This window comes from Streptomyces sp. NPDC059989, from assembly GCF_042736975.1.
Taxonomy (GTDB): Bacteria; Actinomycetota; Actinomycetes; order Streptomycetales; family Streptomycetaceae; genus Streptomyces.
In genome coordinates this window covers 26,346-52,604 of sequence record NZ_JBHWUO010000002.1, presented here as the reverse complement: position 1 = coordinate 52,604, position 26,259 = coordinate 26,346, and the positions used below count along the sequence as shown (strand labels likewise).

Sequence of the window (26,259 nt, the reverse complement as noted above, 5' to 3'; positions counted from 1 at the left end):
CACGAGCCGGGACCGCCACCGGCGGCTCGTTCCGGGGGCCCCTGCCCCGAATTCCCGGGGTCTCCTTGTCCGTTGCCGGGCCGCCCACAGCTGTCACCCGCCGACAGCGCCGCGGGCCGTGGCGGGGTCGAGGGAATCGACGTCCTCCATGAAGCCCAACATACGGGCGTTGACCAGGTCGGGGTGGTCGATCTGCGGTCCGTGGCCGGTCGCGGCGACGATCTCGGCGCGGGCGCCCGGTATCAGGCGCGGTACGCGTTCCAGCTGTCGCTCCGGGTGAACGAGCAGGCTCCGCTTGCCGAGCACCAGGTAGAGCGGGGTGCGGATGGAGCGCAGCGCGTCCTCGGCCAGCGGCAGCGGCGCGGGCCGCCGGACCCGGAAGGCGCGAGCGCCGGCCTGCACCCACCTTCGCAGCTCGGGAACCACGATCACCGGCTGCTCCAGCCAGGCGGCGAGGCGCGGCCGCAGCGCCTTGGGGGCGAAGCTGGCGAAGAGGCTGACGAAGACCCAGGCGAAGAAGCGCAGGCCCACCTTCTCCAGGCCGCCCGGGTCGAGCAGCGTGACCGAGGCGAGCCGTTCGGGGCGCCGGTGGGCCTGATTGAGCACCAGCCAGCCGCCGTAGGAGGAGCCGACGAGGTGCACCCGGTCGAGGCCGAGTGCGTCGAGGGCCTCGTCGAGCCACTGCGCGGCCCGCTCGGGCTGCCACATCGGCTCGCGGTGGACGCTGCGGCCGGCGTCGCCGGGGGTGTCGAGCGCGTACACGGGGCGTTCGGCGCTGAGCGCGGGGGTGTTGGGGTACCACATGGCCGAGCAGTAGCCCGCGCCGTGGATCAGCACGATCGGCGTGCGGGACTCGGCAGCCGGGTCGTCGGGGCCGTACCGGTAGACGTGCGTGGTGCCGAAGGCGGTCTCGACGTCCGTCTCGGAACGGAGGGGTGCCCCCATCGCGTAGAGCGCCTCGCAGGTGGCGAAGTACCGGTCGCGCAGGGTGTCGTTCACGTAGCGGCCGATGTCTCGGCGTGCGCGGGTTCGGGTCGTCTTCTCAGGCACGTGGCACCTCCGGTGAAGATCCGTTCTTCGTGATACGACCGTATCATATTGGTGATACGGGGGTACCATGAAGGGCCCGAGGAGCCGGGCGTGCGAACCCACACCGAGGGCGGAGACACCACACATGCCGAAGCGCGTGGACCACGAGGAACGCCGCACCCAGATCGCCGAGGCGCTCATCCGGGTCGCCGGACGTCGCGGACTGCACGCCGTCGGCATGCGCGACGTGGCGGCCGAGGCCGGCGTCTCACTCCGACTCGTGCAGTACTACTTCCAGACCAAGGAGAAGCTGCTCTTCTACGGGCTCCAGCACCTCACCGACCGCTTCAGCGCCCGGGTCGGAGCCCGCCTCCAGGCGGCCGGTCCGGATCCGGGCCCGCGCGCGACCGTGGAGGCGCTCCTGCTGGCCTCCCTCCCCACCGACGAGGAGAGCCGGACCTTCCACCTCCTCTACAGCTCCTACGCGATCCTGTCCGTGACCGATGAGGCGCTCGCCGCCCAGCCCTTCATCGACAACCCCGACGCGGCCGAGAACGCCCTGACCGGCCTGCTCCGGCAGGCCCAGGAAGCAGGTCTGGCCGACCCGGACGCCGATGCCCGGACGGAGGCCATCAGCCTGCTCGCCATGGCGGCGACCATGGGGACGAGCATCCTCGTGGGACAACGGCAGCCGGAATCTGCCGTCGCGGTACTGCACCACCACCTGGACCGGATCTTCACCACCACGGACCGTCCCGCGCCGCCCGCCTGACCACGGGCCGGCGCGGGCCCGGCTCGCGCTACCCGCCGATCAGCGGCAGTACGGGGAACGCATGGTGCTGCCAGATCAGGCGGGAGGACTCCTCCGGATAGGCGGTGACGGCCGGCCGGTCGGCGAAGAGCTGTACGAGGCGTCGGTCGGTGTCGTACGCGGGCCAGCCGGGGTCGCCGTGGGCGGCGAACGCCGTCCAGGCGGCCCGCATGCGCGCGGACAGGGCCTCCGCCTCCGGGGAGGGCGCTTCGCCGATCAGCATGGCGGGCTGGCCGCGGTCCAGGTTGCCGAAGACGAGTGGCACGTCGAGGCCGTGGCAGGCGCCGAGCGCACCGCCCATGCCGGGGGCGGGCCAGGTCAGCTCGTAGACGTGGGCACGGCCGCCGGCGGCGGCCTGGGCCTCGGCGAGATGGAGGCTCGGCATGCGGAACAGCCAGTCGGACTGGACCAGTTCGTACAGCTCGTCCGGGCCGGCGGCCGGATGGCCGTCGAGGTAGCGGCGTGCGCCGTCCTGGCCGGGGCCGAAGACGTCCAGGGCGGTGGCCGCCTGCTCCTGTGTCACCTGGCCGAGCAGGCCCTCGAGGGCGGTGAGCAGCCGCTGTTCGTCGCGGGTGTGGCCGACGAGGAGCTCGATGTCCCGGCCGGCGCCGTCGGCCAGGGCCTGCCACGGCGTGACGGGCAGGACGTCACCCTCCACGACCGGCGAGAACGGGATCGCCCGGTGCGTGATCGGGCCCCAGCGGTCCGCCCACTGGGCCATCTTGGCGCCGACCGCATCACCGGCGGCGGACAGCCGGGCCGGATCCACGGCGGACAGGTCGGTGACTGTGGGCCTGAGCCCCAGCTCGGCGGCGCAGGAGGCGGCGATGTCGGCGGCGAGCTCCGGAGAGAAGAACGTGCCCTGTACGCTCTGCGCGACGGCCCGCCCGAAGAGCCCGGCCGCACGCGGCATCGCCAGCAGCGCGGCGACCGATCCGGCACCCGCCGACTGGCCGAAGACCGTGACGCGGTCCGGGTCGCCGCCGAAGGCCCCGATGTTGTCGCGCACCCACTCCAGAGCGGCGACCTGGTCGAGCAGACCCCGGTTGGCGGGCGCCCCCTCGAACTGCCCGAAGCCCTCAAGTCCCACCCGGTAGTTGAACGTCACCAGTACGACACCGGCACGCGCCAGGCGGCCGCCGTCGTACTCGGGAAGACCGGACATGCCGATCGTGTAGGCGCCGCCCTGGATCCACACCAGCACGGGCAGCCCCGCGCCCGGGCCCGGATCGGGCGACCAGACGTTGACCGTCAGCCAGTCGTCGCCCGCCGCAGCCTGTGACAGCGCGTCCATGCCGAAGTGGCCGCCCTGAGGGGGCGGCGGTCCGTACGACACCGCCGTCCGCACCCCGTCCCATCCCCGTACGGGCCGCGGTGCGGCGAAACGCAGCGCGCCGACCGGCGGCTCGGCGAACGGGATGCCGCGGAAGACCGCCACCCCCGCCTCCCGGCTCCCGCGCACCGCCCCCGCCGCCAGGCGGACTTCGGGCTGGGCCCCGGACGGCTCGGACGCGGCAACGGTCATCACGTTTCCCCTCGGACGGGCGGAGGGACCGGCAACGGCCCCGGACCCTGCGGATCATCCGCCGTATCGGAAAGCCGCGCCAGCCAATTACGGATGGTTCGCACCGGCCCCCTCCCGGCAGGGCCTCGCCCGGCCGGCGCCTAAGCTGATGTGGATCAACTCATCGGTTGATCGTGTGATCGGGGGAGGCCGATGAACAGCGCGACCGAGGTGTTTCAGCCACTGCAGGCGGACGATCCGCCTTCCGTGGCGGGCTATCGCCTCGTGGCCCGGCTCGGCGCGGGCGGCATGGGGCGGGTCTACCTGTCGTACACCCAGGGCGGCCGCCCGGTGGCGATCAAGGTGGTGCGGCCGGAGCTGTCCGAGGACCCGGCGTTCCGGCGGCGGTTCCGCCGTGAGGTGGAGGCGGCCCGGCGGGTCCGGGGGGCGTACACCGCCGAGTTGATCGACGCCGAGGCGAACGGCGTGCCGCCCTGGCTCGCCACCCTCTACGTGCCCGGGCCCTCGCTATCGGAGGCCGTCGCCCGGCGCGGACCGCTGCCGGTGCCCGCGGTGCTGTGGCTGATGGCGGGGGTCGCCGAGGCCCTGCAGGCCATCCACGGCGCGGGCATCGTGCACCGGGACCTGAAGCCGGCGAACGTACTCCTGGCCGCCGACGGTCCCCGCGTCATCGACTTCGGCATCTCGCTGGCCTCCGGCACCACCGCGCCCACCGCCACGGGCAGTGCCATCGGCACGCCCCAGTTCATGGCCCCCGAGCAGGCGTTGGCGGGCGACAGCACGCCGGCCACCGACGTCTTCGCGCTGGGCCAGACCGCGGCGTTCGCGGCGCTGGGCGAGCCGCTGTACGGCGACGGCCCCTCGATGACCGTGCTGTACCGGATCGTGCACTCCGAGCCCGACCTCGCCCGGCTGCCCGAGCAGTTGCGTCCGCTGATCGCCCGGTGCCTGGCCGCCGATCCGGAGGATCGTGCCACCCCGGCGGAGATCGTGACGTGGTGTCGGCAGCGGCTGGGGAAGGACGCCGACGGGGGCGGCGGCCCGGCCGTCTGGCGGGAGGTGACGGGGCCGGAGGTGGTGATCCCGGCTCCGATCCCGCATCCCACGGCGCTGCACACGACGCCGATGGACTGGCGCCCGCCGCAGCCGCCCCCGCCGGAGGGGCCGGAGGAACGGCAGGCGCGCAGGCGGCGTACCGCGCTGATCGCCGGCGTGGCGGTGACGGCGGGGGCGCTGCTGCTGACGGGCCTGGTCTGGATGGGCAAGGGCGCGGCGGACAGACTGCGCGACCTGGACACGTCCGCGAACGCCCCGACCGGCTCGGCCGCGGCGGCTCAGCGGACCCCTTCGGCCGGCGCGGCGACCGGCTCGGAGACCGGCGGCAAGGCGCCGAAGGCCGTCGGATCCGCACCCGGCACGCCGCAGGCGTCCAAGCAGCCCACGGCCTTCCCCTACCCCCAGGTGCGGCTGGACGAAGAGAGCTCGATCGGCATCAAGGACCCGGTCAAGCGCGAGGACCGCTCGGGGGACATCCGCCTGAACTGCGAGGTCACCGGCTGCCGGCTGGAGAGCGACGCGAGCGTGCTCACCCTGCTGTACGGCGAGCCGGGCACGGGCACCCTCGACACGTGCCGCCTCCTGACGGCCGCCGGTGTGAGCAAGAAGGTCGAGCTGGCCGCGGCGGCGCCCGGCAGCGAGATCTGCGTCAGGCACCCGTCGGGGGACATCGCGCTGCTGGTGATCCGGATCAAGTCGACCGTGCGGGTGAAGGGCCTGACCGGGTGGGTGTCCGCGGACATGACGGTCTGGCGCGAGACCTGACGGCGCGAGGCCTGACGGTGCGGGCCCGCCGACTGGGCCCGCCGCCCCCGTGGTCGCGTCGCGCCCCCCGTCAGGGCGATTCCTGCAGGTAGGCGGCGATCAGCGCGAGGTCGTTGGCGATGGCCACGACGCCGGCGGGGTCCTCGGTCGGTGTGGCCGCTCCGGTGACGCCCGCGTAGAAGGTGTCGAAGCGACCGCCGCCCTTGTCGAGGTAGCCGGCGATGGTGATGGCACCGACGGACAGGGCGTCGTTGAGGAGGTCCCCTCCGACGGCCGCGCCGGTCTTCGCGAAGACCTTCCCGCGGGCCGGGCAGCTGCGGCAGTTCTCGGCCAGCAGCCCGTCGACTCCGAGGATGGGCAGGGCCTCGCGGAAGCGCTGCGCGTCCGGGGTGCGCTGCCAGTACGCCAGCATCTGCACCAGGGCCTGGGGAGTGGCCCGGTCGGCGGGGTTGCCGCCCCGGCCGTCCATGAGCTCCACCTGCTCGCGGTCGACGCCCGCCCGCTCCAGGAAGCGGGAGAGCACCGGGAAGCCGTCGGCGCACTGGTGGCTGCCGGTGCTGACGGCCATCTGGCAGATGGCCAGGTTGGCGCCGAGATTGTGGCTGACCTTGAGGATCAGCTTGGCGTACTGCTCGTACGGCGGTGAGGTGTACGCGGCCACCCGCGGGCGGCCGTCGTAGTCGCGCGGCAGCCGGGCGACCGGGTTGGGGCCCGTCGCGTCGGCGGTGACCTGCACCCCGGCGCGGGCGAGCGCCTCGATCAGCGCGGTCCGGCCGAAGGCGGCCGGGTCCGTGACGGGGGAGGTGCGCAGCAGCGGCTTCGCGTCCGCGGCGATCGTGCCGGAGAGGCGGATCCGGGTGCCGCCGTCGGTGGCGGTGACCGTGATGTCCGTCGGTTTCCCGGCCGCGACGGTCTTCACCGTGGACGTGACCCCGTACGGGGCGACCTTCGGCCGCCACTCCAACCGGGCGTCCGCGCCCGCCCGGTCGCCGGGCGTGGTCAGCAGGTCGATGAGGTTGTCGTTGATGATCAGGGGGGTGGGGACGGGGTCGAGTGCGGGGTCGGGGGCGAAGAGCCGGCTGTCGACGATGACGTCGCCGTCGACGCGGGTGATGCCGGAGTCGCGGACCTGGCGGGCGAGCCGGTCGATCCCGGCGAGGGGGTTCTCCGGGGTGAGGGTCGCCCCGGGGAAGTCGTTGGCGTAGGTGTGGTCGAGGTCCGTGTACGCGACCGTGCCGTCGGGGCGGGTCCGGCCGCCCATGGTGAGGTCGCCCTGGGCGACGAGATCGAGGTCGCCGGTCAGCGTGGCCCCGTTCCGCTCCCCGACCGCGTAGACGGGTGTCACGGAGCGGTGGTCCGTGCCGAGGGTCCGCCACGTGCCGGATATGGCGAAGAGTTTCGCCGTGGAACCGGGGATGAAGAACTGCCCGGGGAAGAGGCTGTGCAGCACCTGCCCGCCGACCGGTTCGGTCTGCAGCAGTCCCCACTGGGCATGGCGGTACTCCGGCTTCCGCATGATCTCGGTGATGCGCGGGTCGAGCCGGCCCGGTTCTCCCACGCCGGTCGGCCACGGGGACGGGGAGGGGGAGGGCGGGGGTGAGGGGGCGGCTCGGGCACCCGTAGCCGAGGCGAGCGCCACCAGCAGGAGGGCGCCGCAGACGGCGGCGACTCGGCGTCGCAGCGCCGCGAAGCGGATCGGATCTTCCACAGCGCGCTCCGTTCGTCGCGGCTGTCTTCTCCCGGGTCCCCGATGCCTGTGAACAGGGTGGCACGGTGGGATCCGGCGCGCACGCCATCCCGCAGGCCGGCGGCCCCGCGCGCTCGTCGCCGGGGTCGCACCGTGGCTACCCCGCGTGGGGGAGCGTGATCGTTCGCGCGGTCGACGCCCTGTCGTCGAGGTTCCGCGACGGTGGAGTCATGCCGATCAACTTGATCAACATTCCCCTGGGCGACACCGAGCGCCCGGTCCCGCGTTGGGCGATCCGACTCGCGAAGGCCCTTCCGTTCGTCGTCCTGCCGCACTGTCTGTGGCGGCTGCCGTTCGCCTTCGACTTCTCGATGGGCCTGGTCGATCCGTCGGCACCGCCCTTCCCGTGGTGGGGCGCGCCCTACGTCATCGGGTTGAGCGTGCTCACCGAGGCATTGGCCCTGCTCTGCACCGGGCTGGTCAGCGGGTGGGGCGAGAAGGTCCCGGACCGGGTGCCCGTGATCGGCGGCCGCCGGGTCGCCCCGCTCGCCGCGATCATTCCGGCGACGTTGGGAGGCCTGGGCCTGATCGCACTGTGGAACACCATGCCCCTCGCCTGGTTCGGAGTGGAGGGCTTTCACGAGGTCCCCTTCAGCAACACCTGGTGGATGCTCCTGGCGCGCGTGTGCATCAGCCCGGTGATGCTGTGGGGACCGATCGTGCTCGCCCTCACCTACGCCTACTACCGGCGTCGTCGACCGGTCCGGCCTGCGACGGACACGGCCGGCCCCGGCCTGAGGACCTGAGCCGGCCGGCGAAACGCAACCTCAGGCGCCGGCGCCGGCCAGTTCGGCGTTCGCGCGCTCCGTGATCAGTGCCAACACGCGGCCCGCGACCGCAAGGTCCTCGGCCGGGATGTCGGCGTACAGCCGGGCCGAGATCTCGGCGGTCTCGGCGGTGGTGCTCTCGTACAGCTCCCGTCCGGCGTCCGTGAGCCGTATCCGGGACGCCTCCGCCGGGTCCTCCTCCAGCAGCTTCGCGACGGTCAGCTCCTCCATCGCGCCGCGCACGACCGACTCCCCGGTCTTCAGCGAGCCGGTGACGTTGCCGACGAGCTCGTCGATGTCGATGGACCCGCCCGCGACCACAACGGCCCGGAGCGTCACGCTCTGGTGGAACGTGGCGCCGTGGCGGGCCAGTACGCCCTCCAGGAGGGCACGCCCGGCATGGTGGGCCAGGGCTATGACCCGGCCATTGGTCGTAGGTGCGGTGGTGGTCATGACTGCTCCTCGTCGTTCTCGGTGTGCGGATCAAGAGGTGCGTCGAGCAGGGCGGCCAGCTCGCGGGTGAACTGCAGTGTGCGCGGGCCGGCCTGCCCTCCGAGCGGCTCCAGCAGCTGGTCCAGCAGGCCCTGGACCACCGTGATCGCGCGGCCTGTGACGTCGCGCCCCTGCTCGGTGAGCGACAGCTGCATGGCGCGCGGGTCGTTCGGGTCCCGGGTGCGGGCCACGTGTCCGGCGGCCTCCAGGGCGCGGGCGAGCTTGGAGACGTACAACGGTTCCAGCCCGGTGTGGTCGGCGAGCCGGCGCTGACTGGGCCGCAGCCCGGAGCGCCCCATGCCGTACAGCGACGCCATCAGGGAGTACTGGGCATGGGTCAGGCCCAGCGGTGCGACCGCCCGGTCGACGGCCACCCGCCACTTCATCGACAGGCGCCAGACCAGAAACCCTGCGGTGGCGCTCTCAGTTGCTGAACTCACACCAAATACAGTACATGGATATTATGTACATGGCTACTATTCCTGGCTAGTGCCTGTCGGCGGAGAGCGTGATGGCGTCGGCGCGGACCACCGACGGCCGGGAGGCGACGGTGACCGCGAGGGAGACCACGGCGACGGCCGTGATCGCCGTGCCGGGGGTGAGGTACTGGGCGGCGGCGCCGGCGAGCGCGGCGCCGAGTCCCTGCCAGGTCATCCGGCCCGCGGACTCGACCCCCTGGACCTGACCCCGCACCGGGTCGGGTGTCAGCTCGAGGAGCTGCTCCTGCAAGGGCAGGGTGGCCGCGAACCCCGCACTGGCGAGGAACACCGCGGCCGCCGACACCAGGACGGGCGGGTGGAAGGCGAACAGCAGGAACGGGGCGGCGAGCAGCAACCGCAGGGCGAAGGCGTGGCGGCGGCGTTCGTCGGCGCTCAGCAGCCGGCCGACGGTCAGGTCCCCGAGGAGCATGCCGGCCGATCCGGCGGCCAGGAAGGTACCGGCGTGGGCCGGGTCGTAGGAGATGAACAGGGCCTCGCAGCCGACGATCAGGCCGTTGGGGACCCACAGGTTCAGCAGCAGCGTCCTGCGGCCGGAGTGGGAGAAGAGCGCGGCGTTCGTCGTCCAGGTCTGACGCAGTCCGGGGCGGCGGGTGAGGCGGATCGAGCGTTCCCGGACGGTGGTCGCCACCACGGCCAGCCCGAGTCCGGTGAGGACCGCCGCGACGACGAAGACCCCTTGCGGGCTCAGGTACCGCTGCAGCACGGCGCCCGTCGCGTAGCCGAGGATCGCCATGCCGCCCGAGGTGATGTTCATCAGCGAACGTGCCAGCGCATAGGCGGAGGTCGGCACCACCTCGGCGAGCAGCCCCATCCGCGTGCCGGTCCCCAGCGACTGGAAGAAGCCCAGCACCAGCAGCAGCATGAACCGGGCCGCCAGCGGCAGGCCCGGGATCGCCTGCGCGGCGACGCCCGCCAGCGAGATGCACTGCAGCGCGACGAGGGTCCGGCGCGGACGGTTCCCGTCCGCGACCGACATCAGGGTCAAGGCGCCGAGCACCGTCGCGAACGTGGCGCCGTACATGCTCACGGCCGTCAGGAAGGGGGAGTGCGTCTGGGCGTTGACCAGGGTGCCGAGCGCGAAGCCCGACAGGGTCGTCGCGGCGACCGTCAGCGTGAAGCCGACGTACAGACCGGTGAACTCCCTGTTGCGGAGCAGGGCGCGATAGCCGGTGGGGGCGGGTGAGTGGGGTGAGTAGTTGTCAGAAGGCATAAAAAAAGCCTCCGGACGCGTGAATGGTGCGCGCCGAAGGCCAACGCGGTCATTCTAGCAGGGCGCGGCGGCGCGGTGGCGGGGAGGTCAGTGGGTGTTCGAACGGTGGAGGGGAAGGGCGTCGTGGAGGAGTCGGCCGGCCAGCGCCCCGCCGAACACGACCACGCCCACGCCGACCAGCCAGGACTGGATCACCAGGACGGTCCCGAACGGTCCGTAGGTGACGGCGCCGGAAGCGATCAGCGGTGAGAAGACGAGCCGGGAGAAGGCCCGGAGGGCGAGGAGCCCGACCATGGTGGCCACCGCTCCGGGCAGCAGGGCGGTCCAGCCGACCCGGCCGCCGAGCAGCATCCGCTGGGACCACCAGAAGAACAGGGTGCCGCCCGCCCAGGTGACCACCCCGCGCGCCGGGGAGTCGCGCCACACCGGCGCGATCGCGGACAGGAGGAGGAGCCCGACGAAGACGGCCAGCCACACCACGTGCCGCCACCGGGCCCACCAGCGGGCCGGGGGAAGATCCCAGACTTTTTCGTATCCGCTCTGCACCACCGTGCCGAACGACACGCCGAACACGGTGAGCACGGCGAGGCCGAACGCCGTCGTGGTGCGCCACGCCTCACCCGGCAGGGCGAACAGTCGTTCGATCTCCGCCCGGGCGGCCGTCGACACGCCGAGCCCGTCCCCCAGCCATTGCGCGAACCCCCGCCCGCTCGCCGGGTCCGCCGCGGACACGACGATCAGCAGGGGCACCAGCGTGAGGAACCCGAGTGCCGCGAAACCCAGCGAACGCTGCCACAACTCGAGATCACTGACCTGCCCCCACCGCCGCCCGGCCCGGATACGGCGGATGGCGCGGCTGATGCCCATGCCCGGCACCTCCCTGTGTCTTCACGGTAGGACCGCTCCGTGGGGGAAGCCACCGCCCCGGAGCGCATCAGGGCCGCTGTCGGGTCTCCGCCGTGTGGGGCACGCCGGCGAGGTCCAGGAGGTCGGGTACCTCACCAGAACAGGCACTCGATAGCATCGCGTGGTCACGTCGCGCAGTGCCTGACCGGCTGGGGGAGCCATGAGCGAGGATGTCCTGTCGATCATTCCGACCGACCCGCGGTGGCAACCCGACCGGGATGCGGCCGATTGCGCTGTCTCACTCGTCGAGGAACTGGCACCCGCAGTTGTCGATGGTGTGGACGTGGAGATCGACGTGACATGGCACGACGCTGTGACGGTCGTCGACTGCGGGGGCAACCTGGAGAGGATCGGCTGCCCGCTGTGCCGGGCGTCGATCGACACGGAGTGGTGGACGGACTTGCTCGAATCCCAGGGCGACGACGGCTTCACCACGCTCGCTGTCGAGGTCCCGTGCTGCGGGAAGCCGACGACCCTCGACGCACTGGACTACGACTGGCCCTGCGGGTTCGCCCGGTTCGAGATAGCCGTCTGGAACCCCGAACGTCCCTGGTTCAGCGACGACGAGCTGACCGCATTGGCGGAGGCGCTGGGGCATCCCGTGACGCAGATCAGGGCGCGTATCTGAGCCTCGCAGGGCAGGCGGGATCCCACCGGCCGGGCCGCGAGCGGCCGCGCGGCCTCAGCCCGTCGCCGACTTCCGGTACGGGCGGAAGAACTCACGCAGTTCCCGCGCGTAGAGCTCCGGCTCCTCGAAGGGCGCGAAGTGCCCGCCGCGCTCGGGCTCGGTCACGCGCGCGAGGTTCGTCGTGCGCTCGAGCCACGCCCTCGGCGGACGGACGACGTCACCGCGGAAGAGCGAGAAGCCGGACGGCACCTCGACCCGGCGGGCGTGCTGGGCCGGTGGGATCGCGGCGTTCGCGCGGTACATGCGCATCGACGAGCCGATCGTGCCCGTGAGCCAGTAGATCGTCAGGTTCGTGAGGATCTCGTCCTTCGTGAAGCTCCGCTCAACGTCGCCGTCGCAGTCGCTCCACGCCCGCAGCTTCTCGACGATCCACGCGGCGAGCCCGGCCGGCGAGTCGTTGAGCCCCACGGCCGCGGTCTGGGGCTTCGTGCGCTGCACGGCCGCATAGGCGCCCTCGTCGGCGCCCCAGGCCGCGCCGCTCGCGAGCCAGGCGCGCTCCTCGGGCGCGAGGTCCGCGGGGTCGCCGGTGAAGAGGGGCAATCCCGCGTCGGTGCGGTGGACGGCGACGACCCGTTCGGGATGGTCGAGTCCGAGGTAGCGGCTCACATGGCTGCCCATGTCCCCGCCCGCCGCGCCGAAGCGCTCGTAGCCGAGGAGCGTCATGAGCTCGGCCCACAGGCCGGCGACGGCGATGGTGTCGAGGGGCGGGCCGGCGGGACGGTCGGAGTAGCCGTAGCCCGGCATGTCGGGCACCACCACGTCGAACGCGTCCGCCGGATCGCCGCCGTGCGCACCGGGGTCGGTCAGGAGCGGGATGACCTTCGTGTACCGCCAGAACGAGTCCGGCCAGCCGTGGCTGAGGATCAGCGGCAGCACAGGCCCCGCCGGCGCGACGGCCCGGGCGTGCACGAAGTGGATCCCGAGGCCGCCGAGCGCCGCGCGGTAACGGGGGAGCCGGGCGAGTGCGGCCTCCTGCGCCGGCCAGTCGAACCCGTCCGCCCAGTAGGCGACGAGCTCGCGGAGGTAGTCGAGGTCGGTCCCGAGCGACCAGCCGGCGTCCTCCGGCGCGTCCGGCCAACGCGTCCCGCGGAGCCGCGCCCGCAGGTCCTCGATCGCCGCGGGGGCGGTCCGCGGGGAGAACGGCTGAGGGCTGGTCAGGTCGTCCGGCATGCGGCGCATGCTAGCGCGGCGGGGACGACCGCCGCCTCGGAGCCACGCGCCCGAGCCCGCCCCTCGGCCCGCACGCTGCCGTCGCGCCACCCGGTCCACGCGTTGCCGACCGCGCCGCTCGTGCAGGGCTGTGCCTTCAGGCCCCGCCGCCGAACTTCCACGCTTCGATGTCGCGGTAGCGGATCGGGCCCGGGCCGCGGCCGAAGTTGCTGCCGACCAGGTGCAGGCGTTCGGCCTGCCAGGGGCGACCGGTGAACTCGGCGAGCCCGGCGGCGGCCTTCACCACGCAGGACGGGTCCTCCCGTCCGGATCGTGCCAGCGTCAGATGGGGGCGCAGCGGCCGGCCCTCGAAGGCGATGCCGCACTCCTTGACCACGTCGCGCACGTCGGTGGCGAGCAGGTGCAACCCTTCCAGGTCCCCGTCGATCCCGCTCCACAGCACCCGCTCGTCGAAGTGACCGCCGCCGCGCAGGGCCAGGTCCACGGTCCGGCGCGTCGCCGCGAGGTCCGCGAGCGGCGTCCGCAGCAGCGGCACGGCCGCCACCGGGAGCTCCCCGAGGAACGCCAGGGTGATGTGCCAGTCCTCGATGCGGTTCCACCGCATGCGCGGGTACGCGTCGTAGGCGGGGCGCAGCTCCCGCGCCAGCTCGTCCTTCGCTTCGTCGGGCGGGGCGAGGGCGATGAACACCCGAAGGGTCGCGGCCTGTATCTCTTCGTTCACAAGCACTTCCTACCGTGCCTCGGCCGGTTCAGTCATATTCAGGCGTCGACCCCGCCCGCCACCGGCGCCCCCGCTCCTGTCAAGACACGAATTCCCGAGACGTGACGTCCGGTCTCTCGATCATGCCTAGTGGAATCCGGTGCCTCACGCGGACAGCGTGCGGCCGGTCCAAGGAAATGGGAGAGACGAGTGTCGATGACTACTGAGCACAGCACGATTCGCTGCGTGCGGAAAATGGCCAAGCGGTGTGTATGCGCGCTGCGCGAGAGGTGCGGGTCGCGTACGTCGCCCGTGCTGGAGATCAAGCGATGGGCGGCCGCCGATCAGGTACCGGAAGAATCCGACGGAATTCGTCTGGCCCGGTCCGTCACGGAATACGGGCGGCGAACGGGGAGACATTTCCTACCGGAGCGGATTCTGGTCCAGCTGAGCGACATACGACGTCGGCATGCCGCAGACCGCCCGTTCCTCGATGCTTTTCTCGACTGCATGCTCGACAAACACGAGGGGCGTTTCTGGAATCGCACCTATCTTGCACTGCCGGTCCTGGAGCTGCTCGTCGACGGCGGGCATCCCGCGCTGAGCGCCGACCGGATGTCCACCCTGCTCATGTCCGACGTGGTTCGTTTCGAGATCGAGGCGGCAGGCGCGTCGAGCGAGGGGCCCGCCCGGGGCCGGCCGGATCCGGCGACCTTGGGCACGCGGCTGCGGCATGCCCTGCGGTTCGTGGCGATGGGGCTCGGCCGGTCGGAGGCCTGCGACCTGCCGTCGCGGGTGGCGAGCACCCCTCAGTCCCGCCTGGAGGACCTCGTCGACCATCTGCCCCGGCCGCCGGAAACGGATGCCTGGCGGTGGTTCGACGTGACCGTCCAGCCCGTTTACACCGTGCATGACGAGTACTTCTTCATCCGCGTCCTCCAAACCCATGAAATGCTCTTCACGGAGATGGCGGCAGACATGAAGGCGGCCATTGCGGCATTGCGTGCAGGGCGCCTGGACGAGGGAGCGGAGCGAATAGATCACTCGGTTGGAATGTTCGAGCGTGCCGCCGTGCTGTTCCGCATAGTCGCGACGATGCGGGCGGAGCAATTCTCCGATTTCCGCGGATACACCCAAGGGGCCAGCGCCATTCAGTCCGAACAATACAAGCGGTTCGAGAGCCTGTGTGGTGTTCCGACCGTCCCGCGCCTGCGCTCCGCCGCCTTCACGAGCGTGCCCGCCGTACGGGCCGAGGCGCAAGCCGCCGGCCATGACACCGTCAGCAAGGCGTATCTCGACCTCCGCGACGAGGGAGGCCGCGACCGGGCGGAGTGGCGTCGCCTCGACGCGGCGCTCAGCCGGCTGGAAAGCAGGCATCAGCGCTGGAAGTCGGCCCACCGCGGCCTCGCCGTGCGCATGCTCGGCGATGAGCACGGCTCGGGGTACACCAACGGCGTCCCCTACCTGACGGAATGCCTGGGGAACCGGCTGTTCCGGCAGCTGGGCGCGAGCCTCTGAGCCGCCCGTCGGCGTACGTCTACGGTGTGCCGCTGCCCTGCCGGCTTCCACCCGCGAGCTGGCCCGCCAGCATCACGATGAGTCCGGCGACCAGCATCGCGCCGCCGGACAAGGCGCCCCACTGCCGGGTGGCGGAGTCGCCGATCACCAGCCCGAAGACCACCTGCCAGCACAGCGCGAAGGCCGTGACCAGCTGGCCCCATCCGTAGAGGCGGGGGCTGCGGATGTGGCGCCGGTTCATGGGGAGCACCCAGCCGCGGGTGACGGCCGCCGCCCCCGAGACGGCGATGAGCAGCGCGACGAGAACCAGAGGTATGGCGAGGTACAGCTTCACGATCTCTCTCCTGCGCGCCGGACCCGTGCCGGACGCAGGCGTGATCATGCCACTCGCCGCACAGCGCGTCCACGCCCTGCCCGGATGACTCGTGAGTACTGCACACCCCGGCGGTGACAGCGGTGACTGTCGCCGCGTCCGCCGGGCGTGACACGGTCGGGTCTGCCGCCGACCGAGGGAGCAGGTGTGAACAAGGGGTACGCCGCCTTCTGCGACGCCGACCGCTGGTTCTACGACGCGCCGTACCGGCGCGTCGGTGAGAGCTACCCGGCCGCCCTCGCCCCCGTCCCGTCGGGGTGGCGCTCGCACCGCAGCGGCGACTGGCTCGCGCTGCGTCCCGCCGGCGTCGAACTGCCCTCGCAGGGCTGGAAGATCCACGTCTCGGCCACCCTCGACAACGCCGAGTCGCTGCTGACGACGGTGTACGAGTACTGCACCGCCCGCGACATCGCCTTCAAGTTCATACCGAGCCGCTACCTGCTGCACCTGCGCAACGCCAAGTACGCCGACCGCGCGGCGAGCGGGAAGTTCATCACCGTGTACCCGGCCGACGAGCAGCAGTGCCGCCGGATCGCGGAGGACCTCGACGCCGCCCTGGCCGGGGCGGCCGGCCCGTACATCCTCAGCGATCTGCGCTGGGGCGCCGGACCGGTCCACCTGCGCTACGGCAGCTTCACCCTGCGGCACTGCTACGACGAGCGCGGCGAGCTGGTCCCGGCGATCGAGGCGCCCGACGGGCGGCTCGTACCGGACCCGCGCGGACCGGTGTTCCAGCCGCCCGAATGGCTCGAACTGCCCGATTTCCTGAAGCCGCACCTCGCGGCGCGCTCCGCGGTCACCCTGACCGACATCCCCTTCACGGTGGAGCGCGCGCTGCACTTCTCCAACGGCGGCGGCGTGTACGTCGGCAAGGACACCCGCACCGGCGAGTCCGTGGTCCTCAAGGAGGCCCGGCCGTACGCGGGCCTCGCCGCCGACGGAGCCGACGCCGTGACCCGGCTGCACCGCGAACGGGCCGCACTGGAACGGCTGGCGGGCCTGGACTGCGTTCCGGCGGTCCGGGGCACGTTCACGGTCGGCGACCACCACTTCCTGGTGCTGCAACACCTCGCCGGCAAACCGCTGAACACCTACTTCGCCCGCCGCCACCCGCTGATCGAGGCGGACCCCGACCCGGCCGAGCTCGCCTCCTACACGGCGTGGGCCCTCACCATCCACCGGCGGGTGACGGAGGCCGTCGACGCCGTGCACGCCCGCGGCGTCGTCTTCAACGACCTCCACCTCTTCAACATCATGGTCGCGGAGGACGAGACGGGCGAACCCTCCGTCGCGCTGCTGGACTTCGAAGCCGCCGCGCACGTCGACGAGGGGCTGCGGCAGACCGTCGCCAACCCCGCCTTCGTCGCACCGGCCGAGCGGCGCGGCTTCTCCGTCGACCGCTACGCGCTGGCCTGCCTGCGGCTCGCCCTGTTCCTCCCGCTGACCAGCCTGCTCGTCCTGGACCGGGCCAAGGCCGCGCATCTGGCCGCCATCGCGGCCGAACAGTTCCCCGTACCACGGCAGTTCCTCGACGAGGCCGTCGAAGAGATCCTGTCCGGCGTCCCGCAGGGCGCGCCGGGCGGCCGCCTGCCCGCACCGGCCGGACCGTACCTGCCCGTCGAGCCGGGGGAATGGCCGGCCGCCCGTACGTCGATGACCGCGGCGCTGCGCGCCAGCGCCACCCCGGACCGCGAGGACCGCTTCGTCCCCGGCGACATCGCCCAGTTCGCGACCGCCGGCGGAGGCACCGGCTTCGGCTACGGGATCGCCGGAGTGCTCCACGCCCTCGCAGAGACCGGTGCCGAACCCTGGCCCGAGGCCGAGGAATGGCTCCTCGACCGCACCGAGGAACCGGCCTCCGGCACTCCGCTCGGCTTCTACGACGGCCTGGCCGGCACGGCCTGGACCCTGCACCGGCTCGGACACCACGACCGCGCGCTCGCCCTCGCCGACCTGCTGCTGCACCAGCCCTGGGAGAGCGCGGGCCCCGACCTGCACAGCGGACTCGCCGGCATCGGCCTGGCCCTGGACGCGCTCGGCACCGCGAGCGGCGAGAGCGGGCTGCACACCGCGGCCCTGCGCTGCGCCGAACTGCTCGCCCGCCCGGAGCAGCGGCCCACCCGCGCGGGACTGCTGTACGGCAACTCCGGGCCCGCCCTGCTCTTCGTGCGGCTGTACGAACGCACCGGCGACAAGGAACTGCTGGTCCACGCCGCCGATGCGCTCCACCGCGACCTCGACCGCTGCGTCACCAGCGCCTACGGCACCCTCCAGGTGAACGAGGGCTGGCGCACGATGCCGTACCTCGGCGAGGGCAGCGTCGGCATCGGCATGGTGCTCGACGACTGGCTGGAGCACGGTCCCGACGAGCGCTTCGAACAGGCCCGGCGCGAGATCGTACGGGCGGCGCAGGCGACCTTCTACGCCCAGCCCGGGCTCCTGCGCGGCGCCGCCGGGATGGTCCTCCACCTGGCCCGGACCACCACACCGGGACCGGGCACCGGGCCCGACGCCATCGCCCGCCAGATCGACGCACTGGCCCGGCACGCCGTGCCGTACCAGGGGCATCTGGCCTTCCCCGGCGAGCAGATGATGCGGCTGTCCATGGACCTCGCCACGGGCACGGCCGGCGCTCTCCTCGCCCTCGGCAGCGCCGCGCCCGGCGGGCGCGCACACCTGCCGTTCCTCCCGCCGCTGCGCGACAGCGCGCGGCCCACGAGCCGGTCCCATCCGGGGCCGTGACCCATCGCACCACCCGAGAGAAGAGGAATGCGACATGACGCTTCTTGACCTGCAGTCGATGGAGACCCCGAAGGAAGAGATCACCGAGGCCGCGCTGACCGGCGGCGGCGGTGGCGGCAGCCGGGCCAGCCTGCTGCTCTGCGGCGACAGCAGCCTGAGCCTCACGACCTGTCACTGACCAGGTCACCTCGGGCCCGGGCGGTTCGCCGCCCGGGCCCGCACCACATCACTGGAGGCATCCGCCGATGAGCCCCCCTGACGCGGCGCTCGACGCGGCACAGGCGCCGGCCGTGGCACGCGCCGCCGACCGGGCGCTCGTGCTAGCGGCCCGGCACAGCGGCGGGCGCACCGCCGCCGTCCTCGGATGCACGGTGGCCGCAGCCGCGGCAGCACTCGCCGAACCCGCCGTCCTGGGCCACACCCTCGACCTCCTGCTCCGCCGGGCCCCGTCGGCCCCCGCCTGGACGCTGCTGTGCGCCGCGGTCATCGCCGCCGAAGTGGCGCTGGACGCCGCCGCCGCACGGCTGACCGGCGAGGTGGACGGCCGCTCCACCGCCCGGCTGCGCAGGCTCGGGCTCGCCCGGCTGCTGCGGACGGCCCCGCACCACGCGGCCCACCACGCACCCGGCGAAACCGCCGCGCGGCTGACCGCACACGCCACCGAGGCCGGGAAGGTCCCGGCCGCCGTGGCGCACGCCGTCGCCGCACTGCTGCCGCCGCTCGGCGCCGTGGCCGCCCTCTTCCTCATCGACGTGTGGACGGCGCTCACCTTCCTGATGGGCGTTCCGCTGCTGGTGCTCCTGCTGCGGGCCTTCGCCCGCGACACCCACACCAGCATCGCCCGCTATCAGCAGGTTCAGCTCGCGACCGCCGGCCGGCTCGTCGAGGCACTGGCCGGGGCGCGCACGATCGCCGCCGCCGGTACCGCGGACCGCGAACGCAGGCGGATCCTCGCCCGGTTGCCCGAGCTCGGCACCGAGGGCAGGCGCATGTGGCAGGTCTACGGCGGCACGACGGCCCGGTCATCGGCGCTCATGCCGATGCTCCTGTACGCGGTCCTCGCCGTCGGCGGCATCCGCCTGTCCGCCGGGGCCATCGGAGTCGGCGAACTCCTCGCCGCCGTACGGTACGCGGGCCTCGCGGCCGGAGTCGGCGCCGTGACCGGCGGGCTGGCGGCCGTGGTCCGAGGCCGGGCCGCCGCCCGGCGGACCGCCGCCCTCCTGGCCCTCCCCGAACTGGGCCACGGCCGGGCGGAACTGCCGGAAGGCGGCCCCGGCACCCTGGAACTGCGGGACGTCCGGGTCGTGCGCGGCGGGTCGACGGTCCTGCGCGACATCAGCCTGGTGATCCCCGGAGGCACCACGGTGGCGGTGGTGGGCCGGTCCGGCGCCGGCAAGACCCTGTTCGCCGCCGTGGCCGGGCGGCTCACCGACCCCGACGCCGGGCAGGTGCTGCTCGACGGGGTACCCCTCGGGGAGCTGACCGCCGACGCGCTGCGCCGCGAGATCGGGCACGCCTTCGACCGGCCCGTACTGCTCGGGGACACGGTCGGCGATGCCATCGGCTTCGGCGCGGGACCGGAACCGGGCCCGGAAGCGGTCCGCGCCGCGGCCCGGGCCGCGGGCGCCGACCTCTTCGTGCGGCGCCTGCCGCACGGCTACGACACGCGCCTCGCCGACGCCCCGATGTCCGGCGGTGAGGTCCAACGCCTCGGCCTGGCCAGGGCGTTCTGCCACGCGGGCCGGCTCCTCGTGCTGGACGACGCCACCTCCAGCCTCGACACCGTCACGGCCCGCGAGGTCGAGCGGGCCATCGCCGACGAGATCCGGCCCGGCACCCGGATCGTCGTCGCGCACCGCCTCTCCTCCGCCGTCCGCGCGGACCTCGTCGTATGGCTGGAGGACGGGCGGATACGGGCGGCGGGCACCCATGGCGAGCTGTGGCGGCAAGACCCCGACTATCGGGCGGTGTTCGCCGCGGACGCGACGACGGGAGCCGATACGGGAGTGGCGGCGGAAGCGGCTCCGGCGCCGGCTCCGGCTCCGGGGAAACAAGAGGCGGCACGGTGACCGAGAACGAGGCCTGGCGGCGGGTCGCCCCCGAGGGCCGGCGGTTCCTGCGCGGCCACAAGGGCGCTCTGGGACGGCTGGCGGCATGGTCGCTCCTCGAATCCGCGCACACCTTCCTCGGCGGCTACGGTGTGGCCCGCGCCCTCGACGACGGTTTCCTCGCAGGCCGCACCGCCACCGGTCTCGCCTGGCTGGCCGCGGCCGCGGTCGGGGCGCTGCTCGGCGGGTTCGCGCTGCGCGGTGTGTTCGCCGGACTCGCGGACCTCGTGGAGCCGCTGCGGGACGGCCTGGTCCGGCGCGCGGTGCGGCAGGCACTGGACCGCGCGGTCGCCGACCCGGCGCGCGCTCCCGACACGGGCGCGGTGTCCCGGCTCACCCAGCAGACGGAAATGGCCCGGGACTCCTTCGCGGGACTGGTCCTGACGGTACGTTCGTTCGTGTTCACCGCCGTGGGCGCCTTCGCGGGCATGGCGGCCCTGGCTCCCGTACTGCTGCTGATCGTGCTGCCCCCGCTGCTCCTGGGCGCGGCCGCCTTCCTGGCCACGTTCCGCCCCATGGCGTCCGTACAACGCCGGTCCCTGGACACCGACGAGGCGCTGTCGGACCGGGTGGGGGAGCTGGGGGAGGGTCTGCGGGACATCGTCGCCTGCGGCGGACAGGCGGGCGCGGAGGCCCGGGTGGAGCCCCTCATCGCCACCCAGGAGCGGCTGGCGCGCACGCTCGCGCGCTGGGCGGCCCTGCGCACCCTGGCCCTGGGTACGGCGGGCCGGCTGCCGGTGATCGCACTGCTCGCCGCGACGCCCTGGCTGCTCGGGCGGGGCATCACCGCCGGTACGCTGGCCGGCGGTCTCACGTACGTGGTGCAGGCGCTGCTGCCCGCCCTCAACTCCCTGATGACGGCTCTTGGTTCGGCCGGCACCCGCCTGGTGGTGGTCCTCGAACGCTTCTGCGATCCGCCGCGGCCGGACCCGGACGCCCGCCGCGCGACGAAGCCGCAGGCGCTCGTCCCCACCGGCCCGGAGACCGCCGCCGCGGCCGAGCTCCGGGGCGTCACCTTTGCCTACGGCCCCGGCGCCGCCCCCGTACTCGACGCCCTCGACCTGGTGGTGCGGCCGGGGGAGCACCTCGCCGTGGTCGGGCCGAGCGGCATCGGCAAGTCCACGCTCACCGCGCTGCTCGCCGGGATGCTGTCACCCGGCGCGGGGACGGTCCTCGTCGCGGGCACCGCCGCCCGCCGGGAACCGGATGCCACGGGGCCTGACCCGCGGCGGACCCTGCTGCCGCAGCAGGCCTACGTGTTCACCGGCACCGTGCGGGAGAACCTGACCCACCTGTCCCCGGGTCCGGAGACCTCCGGGCCCGGGGACGCCCAGGTGCGGCGCGCCGTCAGCGCCCTGGGGCTGGACGGCCTGGTGGAGCGGCTGGGCGGCCTGGACGCCGAGGTGTCCCCCCGGCTGCTGTCCCGGGGCGAGAGCCAGCAGCTCGCGCTCGCCGCCGCCTACCTCTCGCCGGCTCCGCTGCTCTTGCTCGACGAGGCCACCTGCCACCTGGACCCGCGTACGGAGGAGCGTGCCGAACGGGCCCTCGCGGACCGTCCCGGCACCCTCGTCGTCGTGGCCCACCGCGTCTCGTCCGCGGCCCGCGCCGACCGGGTCCTCGTCCTCGACGGGACGCGCGCCGTGTGCGGCACGCACGCCGAGCTCCCGGCCAGGTCGCCCCTGTACCGCGATCTGGTCGGGTCGTGGAACCGAACCGCGGACGAATGACGCGGCCGTCGTGCCCGTCCGCGGGGGCCGCCGATCAGACCCAGCCCGCCCGCCGGGAGATCCGGATCGCGTCGATGAGATTGCGCGCGCCGGTCTTGCGCGTCGCCGCGGCCATGTAGTTGCGTACCGTCCCGCTCGCCAGGTGCAGCGCACGGGCGATCTCGGCGATGGAATCGCCCTCCGCGGCCCGGGCCAGCACACTGAGCTCCCGCGGGCTGAGCGGTACGGGGTCGGCCTCCATGAAGGCCGAAGCCAGCGAGGCATCGATGAACCGTTCCCCCGCGGCGACCTTCCGGACCGCCCGTACGAGCCGGCCGGGCGAGCCGTCCTTGTCGACGTAGCCGCGGGCCTCGGCCCGGAAGGCCCGGTGCAGCGAACCGGGCGCGCCGGTCGACGCGAGTACCAGTACCGGGGAAGGGGACGCGAGGACCTGGGCCTCCGCGCCTCCGTTGTCGGTCAGGACGGCCGTCGTCCCCGGACAGTCGAGGTCGACGACCGTCACGTCTGGTCGTAAGGACTCGGCCTGGCGTGCGGCGGCCCGCCAGCCCGCCGATGTGACCTCGAACGACCCTTCCGATCTGAGCAGGGCGGCCAGGGCCGACCGGACCAGGCTGACGCTGTGCAGGACGAGGACCTTCGTCATCGTGCGCTCTCCTCGGTAGACGAACCAACAGCACCACGCGGGTGCCCCGTACAGGGGTGATGGAACGTCACTTCGGGGGGCGTGCAGGCGCATACGGGCAACTTGGCCGAGATGCGCAAGGATCCCGCTTCCCGTTAGGCGGGTAACCCTCTTGAAGATCGGCCCCGCCGTGCCGGCATCGCGTTCACCACGTGATGCGTCCCGCGCGCCGGCAGCCCGCGGCCTCCTCCGTGCTCATCGCGGTCAGACCGAGCCGCGCCAGGCGCCCGTCTCGACCCCGCGCGACTCGATGAACAACTTGAACCGCTTCAGATCGCCCGTGACCTGACGCTTGACGAAGCCGAGCTTGTCGGCGGCCGTTTCGGCCAGACCGTCGGGCACCCAGTTCATGTGCAGGACGACTTTGGTGGTGGTCGCGTCGAGCGGCTGGAATGTGACGAGCCCGGCCTGGCGGGCCTGGCCGTCGATCGTCATCCACGCGACGCGCTGGTCCGGGAGCTGCTCGGTGATCTGCGCGTCGAACTCGCGCTGCACACCGTTCACGTTCGTCACCCAGTGGGTGAGCGTGTCCGTGCGCTGCTCGATGCGTTCGACGCCTTCCATGAAGGCGGGGAACTCCTCGAACTGCGTCCACTGGTTGTAGGCCGTGCGTACCGGGACGTTGACCTCGACGTACTCCTCGACGTGCGACATGCGCATCCCTTTCGTGGTGTCGGCAGCCCGCACCCCCGAGGTGCGGGTCGTCCGTCAGGACGTCTGGTGGCGCGGCTACCCGCCCCTGAGGGGCCCATGCACGGCACCGAGCAGCACGGCCCGCCTCTTGCTGTCGATCGGCATCACGGGTACCAAGAGATCCGACCGGTGCCGCAATGGGGGGCAGGGACATGGCGAGGACCACGGCTCACTTACGGCATCGGATCGACGAGCGGGCCATCAGCGCCGGTACGACCATGCGGTTCGCGCTGTTGGTGATCCTGCTGCTGGTGAGCAGCGGTTCGATGATGATCATGGGCTCGGAGATCGGCCGCAGCAACAGCAAGGAGGTCGTCAACTGGTACGGCTGCCACCTGGCCGCCGGCGTGGACCCCAACCGGATCGACGACCTGGCGACCAATCTCGGCGCGCTCCTCTACGCCGACACCCTTGATGCCTGTCTGGCCCGCTACGCCCCGGAGCCGCCCTGGCAGCTCAACCTCGTGTGGCCGGCCCTCACGCTGGTCGCGTCCGCCGTGTTGTTCCGGGTCCTGCCGGCATGGAAGGCCCGGCGAAGTCGGGTCGTCCCGCTGGAGGCCGTCGACCACACCGGCGAGATCCGCCGCACGCTGGACGACCTGGCGGCCACGGCCGGGTTGGCCCGGATGCCCCGGATCGTCGTCGACCCGGCCACGGCATCGACCGGCGCGGTCGTGTTCGGGAGCAACCGGCGTCCGACGGTCTGTCTGCACGGCGGTCTGCTCGCTCGCAGATCCGGTGATCCCGAGGGCTTCCGAGCGGTGCTGTTGCACGAGTTCGCCCATGTGCGCAACGGCGACGTCACCTTGACCTACGCGACCGTGGCCGTGTGGCGCGTGTTCGTCGCTCTGGTCCTCCTGCCCTACCTGGTGTGGTGTGCCACCGTCATCCCCACCTCGTACAAGTCGCCGTTCTGGGCCGGTCAACAGCCGTTCGTGGCCCGGGCGTTCGTACTGCCGGTGTTCCTGACCGTGCTGGTCTACCTGGCCCGGTCGGACGTCCTGCGCATGCGCGAGGTGTACGCCGACCTCGCCGCGGTGCGCTGGGGCGCCGGCCCGCGCGGATGGGCGGTGGCGACGCCGGAGGTGCCCGAGAGCGGGCTCAAGCGCCGGTTGGCCCCCTTCGTCGAGCTGTGGCGCACCCACCCCCGGTGGGACCTGCGGCGACGCGCCATGGACGATCCCGCGGCGCTGTTCGGCATCCGGGCCCTCCCGATGTTCCTGACCGGGGCCGCCGCCTCGATGATCAGCGCCCAGACGGCGTCCTCCCTGGGGCCGAACACCGGCAGCGGCGGGCAGGCATTCCTGATGGCCCTGCCGGCGGCGACAGTGGTCGCCGGGGTCGCCGGGGTCGCACTCTGGCGGGCCGTGGCTCACGCCCTGCTCACCGGGAGACGCGTCCCGTCCGGCGTTCGCGCCGGACTGTGGCTGGGCGCGGGGATGGCGGTCGGCGAACTGGCGATGTACCGGGTCGCGGTCGCTCGCTGGCTGCCGGCCCACGTCGAGGCCCTGGGGGCCGCCGTGGCCGTCGGAGCTCTCTTCGCCTGGTGGACGACACAGTGCTCGCACCTGTGGTTCAGGGCGTGGCCACGGCGTGCCAAGGGACCGGCCGTGCTGCTCGTCATGGCGGCCGGGTCCCTGCTGCTGACGGCGTGGTTCGTCTGGTGGCAGATCCACGGCACCCACCTGGCGAGCGGGTGGATCGACATGACCGCGGCCCGCGAAGCGACGGAACTGACCTTCCCCGGACCGACCGCGGCCCATCAGGGCATGGTGTTCGCGCTCGCCGTCTGGTTCGACGTGTTCTCCGGCCTCGATCAGCCCGTCGTCCTGGCCGCGGTCTGCGCCCTGTGGGTCGTGCCGCTGCCGGCCTGGACGACCGGGTCGGCGACCGGGGTGCGCCGCCGGGCGGGCGAGGCACCCGACGGCAGCATGGAGGCGGAGCCGCGGACGGCGCTGCCGACGTTGCCGAAACTGCGCGGCGTACTGCTGGTCTCGATGCTGGGCGGCGTGGCCTGTTGGGTCGGGGCCGCGATCGCCAAGGCGTACATGCACACCTGGCAACCGCCGTCGGGACAGCGGGGCGGGCTGTATTCCGTGAGCCTCGCCGCCTGGGTCCTCGTCGTGCTGGTGACCGTCTCGGCGGTGGCCGGTGCCGTAGCGAGCAGCCGGGTGCGCCGCTACCGGCTGCCGATCACGCTGATGACCGCCGAAATCTCCGCGCTGATCGGTCTGTTCGGGTTCCTCATGCTCCTGTCCGTCGACGGATGTGTCCGGCCGCTCAGCACGTTGGCGTCCCACTGCCACTGGGTGCCGTCCGGGGCGTGGTCGATGGTCGGCCCCATGCTCCTGGGACCGGTCCTCGTGTCCACCGCGCTCCTGGCCGCCGTCGCCGCTTCGGTCGTGTCGGCGGTCGACCGGATGCGGGGAGCCGGCCTGCCGCGTGCCGCCTCCGTTCGGCCGCCGGACAGCCGACGACAACTGCACGCCCGGCATGCCGCCGTGAGCGCGATCTGCGCCGTCGCCGTGGCCGCCACCGTGTCGGCCGCGACGGTGGGGCTCCGACACAAGCCGTCGAACGGCGCGTTCGACAGGCAGGCACAAGACCACGCTTACGCCAAGATCCCCCGCGCCGAAGGCAGCTCCGCCGTGATCAGAAGGGCGCAACTGGAGTACTGGTTGAACTTCGGCGGACGGGACCTCATGCGGCGCTCAGCCGACGCCCACGACCGTCTCGGCACGGCGTTGAACCGGGCCGCGGACGCAGGCGGCAGGGTCGAGCGGTCCACATTCGATCCCGTCTGCTCGGAGTTCGACCAGCTCGCGACGGACGCCGGACGCTACTTCCCGATCCCGGATGCCCGGGCCGACTCCCAGTGGCAGAAGTACATGACGCAGGTTCGGGAGGGGAGCCGCGACTGCCTGCGCAGTTTCGCCGAGGACGACGAAAAGCGCTTCATGGCGTCAATCAACGAGTTGACCGACGCGCTGGCGGCTCTCACCGCGATGGGATTCCGGTTCGACGAGATCCGGGCCGCGGCCGACCACTGA

Annotated in this window: 22 protein-coding genes; 10 read left to right on the top strand and 12 right to left on the bottom strand. The window is 72.8% G+C overall.

Translation table 11 applies throughout. From position 1 onward, the window contains the following. Positions 1-93: 93 nt before the first annotated feature. Complete coding sequence (locus ACFWBN_RS02055; RefSeq protein WP_385169069.1) at positions 94-1,050, bottom strand: alpha/beta fold hydrolase; 957 nt, start codon at positions 1,048-1,050, stop codon at positions 94-96. A 124-nt stretch (positions 1,051-1,174) separates the two neighbouring features. On the opposite strand from ACFWBN_RS02055, the gene ACFWBN_RS02050 reads away from it, so the two are divergent. Then, positions 1,175-1,801, top strand: a complete 627-nt coding sequence (locus ACFWBN_RS02050; RefSeq protein WP_385169067.1) for a TetR/AcrR family transcriptional regulator — start codon at positions 1,175-1,177, stop codon at positions 1,799-1,801. A gap of 28 nt (positions 1,802-1,829) precedes the next feature. Here the strand turns inward: ACFWBN_RS02050 and ACFWBN_RS02045 are convergent, their stop codons facing one another. Continuing rightward, the gene (locus ACFWBN_RS02045) at positions 1,830-3,365 is read right to left on the bottom strand and encodes a carboxylesterase/lipase family protein (protein ID WP_385169064.1); all 1,536 of its coding nucleotides are present in this window, start codon (positions 3,363-3,365) and stop codon (positions 1,830-1,832) included. Between the two features lie 192 nt (positions 3,366-3,557). On the opposite strand from ACFWBN_RS02045, the gene ACFWBN_RS02040 reads away from it, so the two are divergent. Beyond that, positions 3,558-5,186 carry a serine/threonine-protein kinase gene (locus ACFWBN_RS02040; protein ID WP_385169061.1) on the top strand — a complete coding sequence of 543 codons (1,629 nt, stop codon included), beginning with the start codon at positions 3,558-3,560 and terminating at the stop codon, positions 5,184-5,186. A 70-nt stretch (positions 5,187-5,256) separates the two neighbouring features. Here the strand turns inward: ACFWBN_RS02040 and dacB are convergent, their stop codons facing one another. Continuing rightward, positions 5,257-6,894: a D-alanyl-D-alanine carboxypeptidase/D-alanyl-D-alanine-endopeptidase gene (dacB, locus tag ACFWBN_RS02035; protein WP_385169058.1), complete on the bottom strand. Its 1,638-nt coding sequence runs from the start codon at positions 6,892-6,894 to the stop codon at positions 5,257-5,259. A gap of 209 nt (positions 6,895-7,103) precedes the next feature. On the opposite strand from dacB, the gene ACFWBN_RS02030 reads away from it, so the two are divergent. Beyond that, on the top strand, positions 7,104-7,679 hold the full coding sequence (locus ACFWBN_RS02030) for a hypothetical protein (RefSeq protein ID WP_385169055.1): 576 nt from the start codon (positions 7,104-7,106) through the stop codon (positions 7,677-7,679). 21 nt (positions 7,680-7,700) lie between these two features. Here the strand turns inward: ACFWBN_RS02030 and ACFWBN_RS02025 are convergent, their stop codons facing one another. The 4 genes from ACFWBN_RS02025 to ACFWBN_RS02010 form a co-directional block, all read right to left on the bottom strand. Then, positions 7,701-8,153 carry a MarR family transcriptional regulator gene (locus ACFWBN_RS02025; protein WP_385169053.1) on the bottom strand — a complete coding sequence of 151 codons (453 nt, stop codon included), beginning with the start codon at positions 8,151-8,153 and terminating at the stop codon, positions 7,701-7,703. Further along, a complete protein-coding gene (locus ACFWBN_RS02020) occupies positions 8,150-8,632 on the bottom strand; it encodes a MarR family winged helix-turn-helix transcriptional regulator (protein ID WP_385169050.1) in 483 nt (160 codons plus the stop codon). The genes ACFWBN_RS02025 and ACFWBN_RS02020 overlap by 4 nt, the downstream gene beginning before the upstream one ends. 46 nt (positions 8,633-8,678) lie before the next feature. After that, positions 8,679-9,902: a hypothetical protein gene (locus ACFWBN_RS02015; protein WP_385169047.1), complete on the bottom strand. Its 1,224-nt coding sequence runs from the start codon at positions 9,900-9,902 to the stop codon at positions 8,679-8,681. An 87-nt stretch (positions 9,903-9,989) separates the two neighbouring features. Next, positions 9,990-10,769, bottom strand: a complete 780-nt coding sequence (locus ACFWBN_RS02010) for a ribonuclease BN (RefSeq protein WP_385169044.1) — start codon at positions 10,767-10,769, stop codon at positions 9,990-9,992. 199 nt (positions 10,770-10,968) lie between these two features. On the opposite strand from ACFWBN_RS02010, the gene ACFWBN_RS02005 reads away from it, so the two are divergent. Then, positions 10,969-11,436: a hypothetical protein gene (locus ACFWBN_RS02005; protein WP_385169041.1), complete on the top strand. Its 468-nt coding sequence runs from the start codon at positions 10,969-10,971 to the stop codon at positions 11,434-11,436. A 54-nt stretch (positions 11,437-11,490) separates the two neighbouring features. Here the strand turns inward: ACFWBN_RS02005 and ACFWBN_RS02000 are convergent, their stop codons facing one another. Together ACFWBN_RS02000 and thpR are read right to left on the bottom strand one after the other, a co-directional pair. Continuing rightward, positions 11,491-12,666: an epoxide hydrolase family protein gene (locus ACFWBN_RS02000; RefSeq protein WP_385169038.1), complete on the bottom strand. Its 1,176-nt coding sequence runs from the start codon at positions 12,664-12,666 to the stop codon at positions 11,491-11,493. Positions 12,667-12,802: 136 nt separating this feature from the next. After that, the gene (thpR, locus tag ACFWBN_RS01995) at positions 12,803-13,387 is read right to left on the bottom strand and encodes an RNA 2',3'-cyclic phosphodiesterase (protein WP_385169036.1); all 585 of its coding nucleotides are present in this window, start codon (positions 13,385-13,387) and stop codon (positions 12,803-12,805) included. A 291-nt stretch (positions 13,388-13,678) separates the two neighbouring features. On the opposite strand from thpR, the gene ACFWBN_RS01990 reads away from it, so the two are divergent. Then, the gene (locus ACFWBN_RS01990; RefSeq protein WP_385169034.1) at positions 13,679-14,884 is read left to right on the top strand and encodes a tryptophan 2,3-dioxygenase family protein; all 1,206 of its coding nucleotides are present in this window, start codon (positions 13,679-13,681) and stop codon (positions 14,882-14,884) included. A 19-nt stretch (positions 14,885-14,903) separates the two neighbouring features. On the opposite strand, the gene ACFWBN_RS01985 is transcribed toward ACFWBN_RS01990, so the two are convergent. Further along, entirely contained in the window at positions 14,904-15,218 is a 315-nt protein-coding gene (locus ACFWBN_RS01985) for a hypothetical protein (RefSeq protein WP_385169031.1), read from the bottom strand. Positions 15,219-15,404: 186 nt separating this feature from the next. Between ACFWBN_RS01985 and lanKC the strand changes: the two genes are divergently transcribed. From lanKC to ACFWBN_RS01965, 4 genes are all read left to right on the top strand, one after another. Next, a complete protein-coding gene (gene lanKC, locus ACFWBN_RS01980; RefSeq protein WP_385169029.1) occupies positions 15,405-17,999 on the top strand; it encodes a class III lanthionine synthetase LanKC in 2,595 nt (864 codons plus the stop codon). Between the two features lie 34 nt (positions 18,000-18,033). Beyond that, positions 18,034-18,177, top strand: a complete 144-nt coding sequence (locus ACFWBN_RS01975) for a SapB/AmfS family lanthipeptide (protein WP_385169026.1) — start codon at positions 18,034-18,036, stop codon at positions 18,175-18,177. A gap of 67 nt (positions 18,178-18,244) precedes the next feature. Next, complete coding sequence (locus ACFWBN_RS01970; protein ID WP_385169023.1) at positions 18,245-20,068, top strand: ATP-binding cassette domain-containing protein; 1,824 nt, start codon at positions 18,245-18,247, stop codon at positions 20,066-20,068. Beyond that, complete coding sequence (locus ACFWBN_RS01965) at positions 20,065-21,834, top strand: ATP-binding cassette domain-containing protein (protein WP_385169020.1); 1,770 nt, start codon at positions 20,065-20,067, stop codon at positions 21,832-21,834. Before ACFWBN_RS01970 ends, ACFWBN_RS01965 begins: the two co-directional genes overlap by 4 nt. Before the next feature lie 34 nt (positions 21,835-21,868). Here the strand turns inward: ACFWBN_RS01965 and ACFWBN_RS01960 are convergent, their stop codons facing one another. Continuing rightward, positions 21,869-22,477, bottom strand: coding sequence for a response regulator transcription factor (locus ACFWBN_RS01960; RefSeq protein ID WP_385169018.1), 609 nt, complete (start codon positions 22,475-22,477; stop codon positions 21,869-21,871). Between the two features lie 243 nt (positions 22,478-22,720). Continuing rightward, positions 22,721-23,170, bottom strand: a complete 450-nt coding sequence (locus ACFWBN_RS01955) for an SRPBCC family protein (RefSeq protein WP_385169698.1) — start codon at positions 23,168-23,170, stop codon at positions 22,721-22,723. Positions 23,171-23,361: 191 nt separating this feature from the next. On the opposite strand from ACFWBN_RS01955, the gene ACFWBN_RS01950 reads away from it, so the two are divergent. Then, on the top strand, positions 23,362-26,259 hold the full coding sequence (locus ACFWBN_RS01950) for a M48 family metallopeptidase (protein WP_385169015.1): 2,898 nt from the start codon (positions 23,362-23,364) through the stop codon (positions 26,257-26,259).

Coding starts and splice junctions, on each gene's coding strand:
- ACFWBN_RS01960 (WP_385169018.1), bottom strand. CDS start 22,477: ATGACGAAGGTCCTCGTCCTGCACAGCGTCAGCCTGGTCCGGTCGGCC.
- ACFWBN_RS02000 (WP_385169038.1), bottom strand. CDS start 12,666: ATGCCGGACGACCTGACCAGCCCTCAGCCGTTCTCCCCGCGGACCGCC.
- ACFWBN_RS02010 (WP_385169044.1), bottom strand. CDS start 10,769: ATGGGCATCAGCCGCGCCATCCGCCGTATCCGGGCCGGGCGGCGGTGG.
- ACFWBN_RS01950 (WP_385169015.1), top strand. CDS start 23,362: ATGGCGAGGACCACGGCTCACTTACGGCATCGGATCGACGAGCGGGCC.
- ACFWBN_RS02045 (WP_385169064.1), bottom strand. CDS start 3,365: ATGACCGTTGCCGCGTCCGAGCCGTCCGGGGCCCAGCCCGAAGTCCGC.
- ACFWBN_RS01970 (WP_385169023.1), top strand. CDS start 18,245: ATGAGCCCCCCTGACGCGGCGCTCGACGCGGCACAGGCGCCGGCCGTG.
- ACFWBN_RS01975 (WP_385169026.1), top strand. CDS start 18,034: ATGACGCTTCTTGACCTGCAGTCGATGGAGACCCCGAAGGAAGAGATC.
- ACFWBN_RS02050 (WP_385169067.1), top strand. CDS start 1,175: ATGCCGAAGCGCGTGGACCACGAGGAACGCCGCACCCAGATCGCCGAG.
- ACFWBN_RS02040 (WP_385169061.1), top strand. CDS start 3,558: ATGAACAGCGCGACCGAGGTGTTTCAGCCACTGCAGGCGGACGATCCG.
- ACFWBN_RS02005 (WP_385169041.1), top strand. CDS start 10,969: ATGAGCGAGGATGTCCTGTCGATCATTCCGACCGACCCGCGGTGGCAA.
- ACFWBN_RS01955 (WP_385169698.1), bottom strand. CDS start 23,170: ATGTCGCACGTCGAGGAGTACGTCGAGGTCAACGTCCCGGTACGCACG.
- ACFWBN_RS02015 (WP_385169047.1), bottom strand. CDS start 9,902: ATGCCTTCTGACAACTACTCACCCCACTCACCCGCCCCCACCGGCTAT.
- ACFWBN_RS02025 (WP_385169053.1), bottom strand. CDS start 8,153: ATGACCACCACCGCACCTACGACCAATGGCCGGGTCATAGCCCTGGCC.
- ACFWBN_RS02030 (WP_385169055.1), top strand. CDS start 7,104: ATGCCGATCAACTTGATCAACATTCCCCTGGGCGACACCGAGCGCCCG.